General features: G+C 64.7%; 1 protein-coding gene and 1 pseudogene. Both read left to right on the top strand.

Annotated features, from left to right (window positions below; all coding sequences use genetic code 11):
• Positions 1–393, top strand: a 393-nt coding sequence (locus HNH97_RS17095; RefSeq protein WP_171791686.1) for a DUF2612 domain-containing protein, incomplete at its 5' end; no start/stop codon positions are given.
• A pseudogene (locus HNH97_RS17090) lies at positions 390–808 on the top strand (phage tail protein); the annotation flags it as partial. The gene HNH97_RS17095 and the pseudogene HNH97_RS17090, both read left to right, overlap by 4 nt.

The raw sequence follows: 808 nt of genomic DNA, 5'->3' as shown, positions 1-808 counted from the left end.
GGCATCAGCCGGGTGCTGACGATAACCGAAGACCTGTTCTGGGGTTTTGGGGAGGCAGGCAATACCTCCGCCGCGCCCTTCGGGCAGGGGCCGTTCTATAACGGGTCCGTTTCCACCGCGAATTACGCCTTGGCCGACGATGCGTTCCGCACCCTGATCTATGCCAAGGCGATGGCGAACATCACCGACGGCTCGGTCCTCAGCCTGAATGCCATCCTGATGACGCTGTTTGCCGGGCGCGGCAATGCGTGGGTGGCCGATGGGGGCGACATGACCATGACCTACAGTTTCGATTTCCAGTTGACCCCGGTGGAGATTTCCATTGTCGAGGCCTCGGGCGTGCTGCCCCGCCCCGCCGGTGTCTCTGTCGCCTACCGGATGGAGGTTTCGTGAAACAGAGTTCCTTTCCAGCAAAGTTCGCGCTTCCCTTCGCGGGCAGCGCCGGTGCGGCCTATATCCGCACCATCCCGCAGGCGTCGCAGATCGGGGTGAGCGCGGGGGCCGCGTCCCTGACGGATGGTTTCCCGCCAGTGACGTTCGACCCGGTCTCCGCAGGGGGCACGCCGCCGTCGGGGGCGGACATGAACGGTATCCTCAACTGGGTCACGTCCGTGCTGCAGGCGTACCAGTCGGGATATTTCGGCGCGTGGGATGGCACGTTCGCAACCAGCATCGGCGGATACCCGATGAACGCCATCGTGTCGGGGTCCACGGCGGGGGTGTATTACGTCTCCACCACGGATGACAACATGACCACGCCGGGCGCCTCGGGGGCTGCGTGGCAGTCGCTGTTCACCGGGTTGCAGGC

The sequence above is a fragment of the Gluconacetobacter entanii genome (genome assembly GCF_013155425.1).
In the GTDB taxonomy this organism is placed as follows: domain Bacteria; phylum Pseudomonadota; class Alphaproteobacteria; order Acetobacterales; family Acetobacteraceae; genus Novacetimonas; species Novacetimonas entanii.
The sequence above is the reverse complement of the archived record's forward strand: the minus strand, read 5'-3'. Positions and strand labels throughout refer to the sequence as shown.